Annotated in this window: 4 protein-coding genes; 3 read left to right on the forward strand and 1 reads right to left on the reverse strand. The window is 64.4% G+C overall.

The window, feature by feature from the left end; genetic code table 11:
• Positions 1–42: 42 nt before the first annotated feature.
• Complete coding sequence (locus H4V99_RS15580) at positions 43–423, reverse strand: DUF4190 domain-containing protein (RefSeq protein ID WP_280679828.1); 381 nt, start codon at positions 421–423, stop codon at positions 43–45.
• A gap of 207 nt (positions 424–630) precedes the next feature.
• Here H4V99_RS15580 and H4V99_RS15585 point away from each other — a divergent pair, with 207 nt between their 5' ends.
• The 3 genes from H4V99_RS15585 to H4V99_RS15595 form a co-directional block, all read left to right on the forward strand.
• Complete coding sequence (locus H4V99_RS15585; RefSeq protein WP_280679830.1) at positions 631–2,220, forward strand: AMP-binding protein; 1,590 nt, start codon at positions 631–633, stop codon at positions 2,218–2,220.
• A 57-nt stretch (positions 2,221–2,277) separates the two neighbouring features.
• Complete coding sequence (gene purL / locus H4V99_RS15590) at positions 2,278–4,584, forward strand: phosphoribosylformylglycinamidine synthase subunit PurL (RefSeq protein ID WP_280679832.1); 2,307 nt, start codon at positions 2,278–2,280, stop codon at positions 4,582–4,584.
• Between the two features lie 184 nt (positions 4,585–4,768).
• Positions 4,769–7,577, forward strand: a 2,809-nt coding sequence (locus tag H4V99_RS15595) for an alpha-amylase family glycosyl hydrolase (protein ID WP_280679834.1), incomplete at its 3' end; no start/stop codon positions are given.

Here is a 7,577-nt window from a genome sequence, read left to right on the forward strand (position 1 = left end):
TATCTTGCACGCACTTTGCGCCGAAGCAGTGTCCCCGACCGGTCAGACGGTGCTCGACACCAGAGACAGCGAGCCGAGGATCAGGGTGAGAATGGCGCTGCCGAAGAGGACCCAAAAGAGCATGAAGATGCCGCCGATGATGATTCCGGTGATCGCCATTCCCCGGCCCGCTGGCTCGCGCTTGAGCCCCACGATCCCAAAGATCAGGGCGCCGAGCGGCACCAGAAACGTGAAGCCAAAGAAAACCGAAATGAGGCCCAAGACCAGTGAGGTGACGCTCAACCCGGTGGGAGGCGAGGCGGCATAGACCGGCTGGTAGAGGACGGGGGCGCTGTAGGGCGCATAGGCGTTCTGCGCATACGTCACCGGAGGCTGGGGTGGAGCCGGCTGGTCATTTCCCGGGTGGGGTGACTGATTCGACATGGCGACCTTTCGCACTGATGCCCCGATGAGGGACATTGCATTTGTGCGCTCAGCATATAGCCGCTCGATTCCCCAACCGAGTTATGCACAGGCCAGATTCATGGGCGGTGTGCAGCTAGCGCACTCCGGCGCACGGTAGCCTGTGCGATACCGGCAAGCGCCTCGCGCCCCCACCGGAAAGCACTATCCGATCAAAGGAGATCCTTCGTGTTCACGAGCCCTTACGCCCCCGTCGATATCCCCGACCAGAGCATCTACGACTATCTGTTCGGCGACCTCACGGAGTCCGAGCTCGACCAGATCGCCATCATTAACGGTGCGACCGGGTCCACGACGACGTATCGCACCCTCGTGGACCAGATCAATCGAGTGGCCGCCGCTCTCGCCGACAGCGGGGCGGGTGCCGGCACCGTGGTGGGGCTGCTCTGCCCCAACATTCCGGCATTTGCGAGCGTCTTCCACGGTATTTTGCGCTCGGGAGCCACCGTCACGACCATCAATTCGCTCTACACCCCCGGCGAGATTCAGAGTCAGCTCGAGGCAGCCGGAGCAACCTGGCTCGTCACGGTGAGCCCGCTCCTGGCCGGCGCCCGTGCGGCGGCGCATGCGGCTGGCATCTCCAACGATCAGATCGTGGTGATCGATGGCGCCGAAGGACACCCCTCGCTCGCCGATTTGTTAGCAACGGATGCCGCCGTGCCCGACGTGTCTATCAACTCCCGCACGCACGTGGCCGTGTTGCCCTTCTCCTCGGGCACCACCGGTCGCGCCAAGGGCGTGATGCTCAGCCACCGCAACCTCATCGCCAACGTTCAGCAGGCCCGAGGCCTGATTGGGGTGGTCCCGGAGGACAGGGTTCTGGCGTTGCTGCCGTTCTTCCACATCTACGGCATGACCGTTCTGCTGAACCTCGCGTTCAAGCAGCGGGCCACCCTGGTGACCATGGCCAAGTTCGACCTCACCGAGTTTCTGCGCATGATTCAGGACGAGCGCTGCACGTATGTCTTCATCGCGCCGCCGATTGCGGTGGCTTTGGCGAAGCATCCGCTGGTGGATAGCTACGATCTCTCGAGCGTGCACACCATTCTCTCGGGCGCGGCCCCGCTCGATGGTGCGCTGGCGCAGGCGGTGGCAACCCGACTGGACTGCCGCATTCTGCAGGGCTACGGCATGACCGAGGCGAGCCCGGTAAGTCACCTCATCCCTCTTGACGCCGCCGAGATTTCGCGGGACTCCGTGGGGGTAACCCTTCCGAATATGGAATGCATGCTCATTTCGCTCGAAACCGGCGAAGAGATCCCCCTGCCGAGCGAGGGAGTGAGCGACCCGGGTGAGCTGCTCGTGCGCGGCCCGAACGTGATGCTCGGCTATCTCGGCAACGAGGAGGCCACCCGCGAGACCATCGACGCCGACGGTTTTCTGCACACCGGTGACGTCGCCACGGTGAACGCCAATGGTGTGGTGCGCATCGTTGACCGCAGCAAGGAACTCATCAAGTACAAGGGGTACCAGATTGCGCCCGCCGAGCTGGAGGCCCTCCTGCTTGGCCACCCGCACGTCGCCGACGTGGCCGTGATCGGTGTTCTGGATGCCGATGGCCAGGAAATCCCCAAGGCTTTCGTGGTGTCCGTTGCGATTGACGCCGTCACTGCGGAGATCATTATGGAGTGGGTTGCCGAACGTGTTGCGCCGCACAAGAAGATTCGCGTGGTGGAGTTCATTGATGTGATTCCCAAGTCGGCCTCCGGCAAGATCCTGCGCAAGGACCTCCGGGCAAGAGAGGTCGCAAGCGCCTAGCGGGGCGACGGATAGACTGAGCGGGTCAAGCATCCGCTATATCTGGGAGAACGCCACGTGACCGCTGTTTCCAACACCCCGTCCCGCGGCATCGCCGACACCGTCGCGAACGCCGAAGCTACGCCCGAGAAGGAGCAGCCCTACGGCGCGCTGGGGCTCAAGGCCGACGAGTACGCGAAGATCCGCGAGATTCTGGGCCGCCGCCCCACCTCGGGCGAGCTCGCCATGTACTCGGTGATGTGGAGCGAGCACTGCTCCTACAAGAGCTCGAAGATGTACCTGCGCCAGTTCGGCGACAAGGTCTCCCCCGAGATGACCAAGAACCTGATGGTGGGCATGGGCGAGAACGCCGGCGTGCTCGACGTGGGTGAGGGCTGGGCTGTCACGTTCAAAATCGAATCCCACAACCACCCCTCCTACATTGAGCCGTTCCAGGGTGCCGCCACCGGTGTGGGCGGAATTGTGCGCGACATCATCTCGATGGGTGCCCGCCCGGTGGCCGTGATGGATGCCCTGCGCTTCGGCGACATCAACGACCCCGACACGGCCCGCGTCGTGCACGGCGTTGTCTCGGGTATCTCGTTCTACGGCAACTGCCTGGGCCTGCCCAATATTGGCGGCGAAACCTACTTCGACTCCGTGTACCAGGGCAACCCGCTCGTGAACGCCCTGTCGGTGGGCGTGCTGCGTCACGAGGACCTGCATCTCGCCAATGCGCGCGGCGCCGGTAACAAGGTGATTCTCTTTGGAGCCCGCACCGGCGGCGACGGCATTGGCGGGGCATCCATTCTCGCCTCCGACACGTTCTCGGCCGGCGGACCGACCAAGCGTCCCGCCGTGCAGGTGGGCGACCCGTTCGCCGAAAAGGTGCTCATTGAGTGCTGTCTCGAACTGTTCCAGCTCAAGCTGGTGGAGGGTATTCAGGACCTGGGCGCCGCCGGCATCAGCTGTGCCACGAGCGAGCTCGCCTCCAACGGCGACGGTGGCATGTTCATCGAACTCAACAAGGTTCTGCTGCGCGACCCCACGCTCACCGCGGAAGAGATTCTCATGTCGGAGAGCCAGGAGCGCATGATGGCCGTGGTGACGCCCGAGAAGCTCGAGGGCTTCCTCGCTGTCACCAAGAAGTGGGATGTGGAAACCAGCGTGCTCGGTGAGGTCACCGACACCGGTCGCCTCATTATCAACTGGCACGGCGAGGAGATCGTCAACGTTCTCCCCCGCACCGTGGCCGTCGACGGCCCCGTTTACGAGCGCCCGCTCGCCTACCCCACCTGGATCGACGCCCTGCAGGCCGACTCCGCGAGCGCCCTGCCCCGGGCCCTCGACTCCGAGACGCTGCGCACGCAGTTCCTCGATCTGCTCGGTTCGCCGAACCTGGCCGACCCGAGCTGGATCACCGACCAGTACGACCACTATGTGGGCGGCAACACGGCCCTCGCGTTCCCCGATGACGGCGGCATGATTCGTGTCGACGAGGAGAGCGGACTCGGCTTCGCCATCGCTACCGACGCGAACGGGCGCTACTGCCAGCTCGACCCGTACCGCGGTGCGCAGCTTGCCCTCGCCGAGGCGTATCGCAACGTAGCCGCGACCGGTGCCATTCCGGCCGGCGTGAGCGACTGCCTCAACTTCGGCTCCCCCGAAAACCCCGAGGTCATGTGGCAGTTCCGTGAGGCCGTCACGGCTTTGGCCGACGGATGCCTCGAGCTCGGTATTCCCGTCACCGGCGGCAACGTGTCGTTCTATAACCAAACCGGTGATCAGCCCATTCACCCCACCCCCGTTGTCGCCGTGCTCGGCGTGATTGACGACGTGGGACGCCGCACCCCCAGCGGCTGGCAGGATGACGGCCACAACATCTACCTGCTCGGCACCACCGCCGAGGAGCTCGACGGTTCGGCGTGGTCGGGCGTGGTGCACAACCACCTCGGTGGCCGTCCGCCAGCCGTGGACCTCAAGCGCGAAGTAGCCCTTGCGGGGCTGCTGCACGCCGCGTCGAAGGAAGCCCTCATCGACAGCGCGCACGACCTGAGCGAGGGCGGGCTCGCCCAGGCCCTTGCCGAAGCGGTGATGCGGTTCGGTGTTGGTGCCCGCGTGTGGCTCGGTGACATTTGCGAGCGTGACGGCATCGACGCATCCGTTGCACTGTTCTCCGAGTCGGCCGGGCGCGTAATCGTGTCTGTTCCGCGTGAAGATGACGTGAAGTTCCTCGGCCTCTGCAAGGGCCGCGAGTACCCGGTGCTGCGCGTTGGCGTAACGGATGCCGAACTGGGCGCGCTCGAGATTCAGGACCAGTTCTCGGTGTCGATTGCCGACCTGCAGGCGCGCCACCGCGCCACACTGCCCGCCGCGTTCGCGTAAGCCGCATCGCCCGGTAGCCGCGTGACCGGCTACCGGGCGGGTATCGGGGTGCCGGTCTGGGCTCTTGGGGTGGATCGATAGATTCCTGACCCCGGTAATGTAAACGCTTGCAGTATTGGCGTGAAGAGCTGTAACCTCTCTCCTGTTATCCCGCGCGCCACTCGGCGCCGAACGAGGAGAGTCAATGTTGACGAGTCGCAGCGCCGTACGCCGCATTCTGGCCACGATCAGCTCCGGGGCGATCATCGTCTCGGGTCTCGTCTTCGCTCCGATCGCTGCGGCGGCGACAACGCCCACGGTAGCCCTCGTCGGAAGCCTGCAGAACGAACTCGGGTGCAGTGCGGATTGGCAGCCGGATTGCTCTGCCACCGAACTGATTCCAACCGGGATCGACGGCGTCTGGTCGGCAGAGTTCACCCTCCCCGCGGGCAGTTACGACTACAAGGTGGCGTTGAACGACACGTGGGATGTCGGCTACGGACTCAACGGCGGCGCCGACAACATCCCCCTGACAATCGCGGGTGACAGCGCCCTGCGCTTCACCTTCGACCTCGCCCAGAAGCGGGTCGGTCTCGAACCGCTCTCACTCGCCGGTCCCTATTCCGAAGCGGATGCCGCCCTCGCGGCCGCTCCGATTCGCGAACCAGGCAGCGACGAGCAGTTTTACTTCGTGATGACGGACCGTTTCAAGGACGGCGACTCCACCAACAACACCGCGGGCCTCGGCGCTGATGCGCAGCTCTCGGGCTTCGATCCGACCAACAAGGGCTTCTATAACGGCGGTGACCTCGCGGGACTCCGCTCCTCCCTCGACTACATCCAGGGGCTCGGAACGAGCGCCCTCTGGCTCACGCCGTCGTTCATGAACAACCCGGTGCAGGGCGAGGGTGCAACCGCCTCCGCTGGGTACCACGGCTACTGGATCACCGACTTCACCCGGATCGATCCGCATTTGGGCACAAACGCTGAACTTGAAGCCCTCATCGCCGACGCGCACGCCCGAGGTATCAAGGTCTACTTCGACATCATCACCAACCACACCGCAGACCTGATCGACAACGTCGAAAAGGAATACACCTACATCGACAAAACCACCAGCCCGTACACCACGGCCGCCGGCGACCCCTTTGATCCGGCCGACTACGCCGGTACGGCTGATTTTCCGGTACTCGACACAACTTCGTTCCCGTACACCCCCACGGTCACCCCGGCCAATGCCGACCGTAAGGTGCCCGCGTGGCTGAACGACCCCACAAATTACCACAACCGCGGCGACTCGACCTTCGAGGGCGAGAGCGCGCTCGACGGTGATTTCTCCGGCCTTGACGATCTGATGACCGAGAACCCCGCGGTCGTGAATGGCTTCATCGACGTCTACAAGACGTGGATCGACCTCGGCATCGACGGATTCCGCATCGACACCGTCAAACATGTCAACTTCGAGTTCTGGGAGACCTGGTCCACCGCTGTACACGACTATGCACTCGCCCAGGGCAAGCCCGACTTCTTCATGTTCGGCGAGGTCTATGACGCGGATGCCGCCAAAACCTCTCCCTACGTGCGGGATACCGATCTCAGCTCAGTCCTCGATTTCGGTTTCCAGTCGCAGGCCACGAGCTTCGCCGCCGGCAACTCGGCGAAGGGCCTCAGCCAGCTGTTCGCAAACGACGACCACTTCACGACCCCCGACTCGAACGCCTACGCACTGCCAACCTTTCTCGGCAACCACGACATGGGTCGGATCGGCTACTTTCTGAAGAACACCGATTCCCCGGTGCAGCGCGACAAACTCGCTCACGAACTCATGTATCTGACCCGCGGCCAGCCCGTCGTCTACTACGGAGATGAGCAGGGCTTCGCCGGCACCGGCGGTGACAAGGATGCCCGCCAGTCCCTGTTCGCCAGCCAGGTGACCGACTACACGAACCAGTCGCTGATCACCGGGGAGCCGGCCGGATCGGTCGACCGGTTCGACACGGATGCCCCGCTGTACACGCATATCAATGCGCTCTCCGCGCTCCGAAAGACTCACCCGGCGCTAGCCACCGGCGCGCAAATCGAGCGTTACACCGACACCGGAGCTGGTATCTACGCCTTCAGCCGCGTGGATCGCACTGAAAAGATCGAACACCTCGTCGCCGTCAACAACTCGGCCTCCGCGAAGACGGTCACCGTACCGACACTGACCGACAACGCTGTTTTTTCCGTGCTTTATGGGAACGGAACCCCCGGCAGCGCCAGCGCAACTGGTGAGCTTTCAGTGACCGTCCCCGCGCTCGGATCGGTCGTCCTGGTCGCCGACCGCCCGGTCACGGCGCCGACAGCGGCCACCGCAATCAGCGTCGCCGTCCCCCAGGCCGGCGCAGGCCTGTCCGGAGTCTCGCCGATCGCGGCCACGGTCGACGATGCCACCTGGGCCGAGACCGGCTTCGCGTGGCGCGTCGTCGGCTCCGCGGCCTGGACCCCCCTCGGCACCGCCGAGGACACCACCCCCCGGGTCTTCCACGACACCGCCGGGCTCGCCGCGGGAACGCTGATCGAGTATCGCGCGGTAGCCACGGATGCCGCCGGCAACCGTTCGGCCGCCTCGACCTTTGCCTCTGTGGGCAACACCATCACGCTCTCCGACACAGGTACTGAGCCGCCGGCCATCGAGATGGTCACCGTTGCCGGCAGCCTCAACTCGGAGATCGGCTGCGCCGGTGACTGGCAGCCCGGCTGTGAGGCCGCCAAGCTCACCGAGCGCGCAGACGGCATCTACGCCGGAACCTTTGACCTGCCCGCAGGCCCCTATGAGTACAAGATTGCCGTCAACGGATCGTGGGACATCAACTATGGTGCCGGCGGCGTGCCGAATGGCGCGAACGTAGCGTTCACCGCCCCGGGCGGTCCGGTGACGTTCTATTTCGACCCACGCAACAATTTCTTTCAAAACACAGCGCAGGGCCCGATCGTGGTCGCAGCCGGGTCGTTCCAGGAGGAGGCAGGTTGCC

The sequence above is a fragment of the Cryobacterium sp. CG_9.6 genome, assembly GCF_029893365.1.
Taxonomy (GTDB): Bacteria; Actinomycetota; Actinomycetes; order Actinomycetales; family Microbacteriaceae; genus Cryobacterium.

Coding starts and splice junctions, on each gene's coding strand:
- H4V99_RS15580 (WP_280679828.1), bottom strand. CDS start 423: ATGTCGAATCAGTCACCCCACCCGGGAAATGACCAGCCGGCTCCACCC.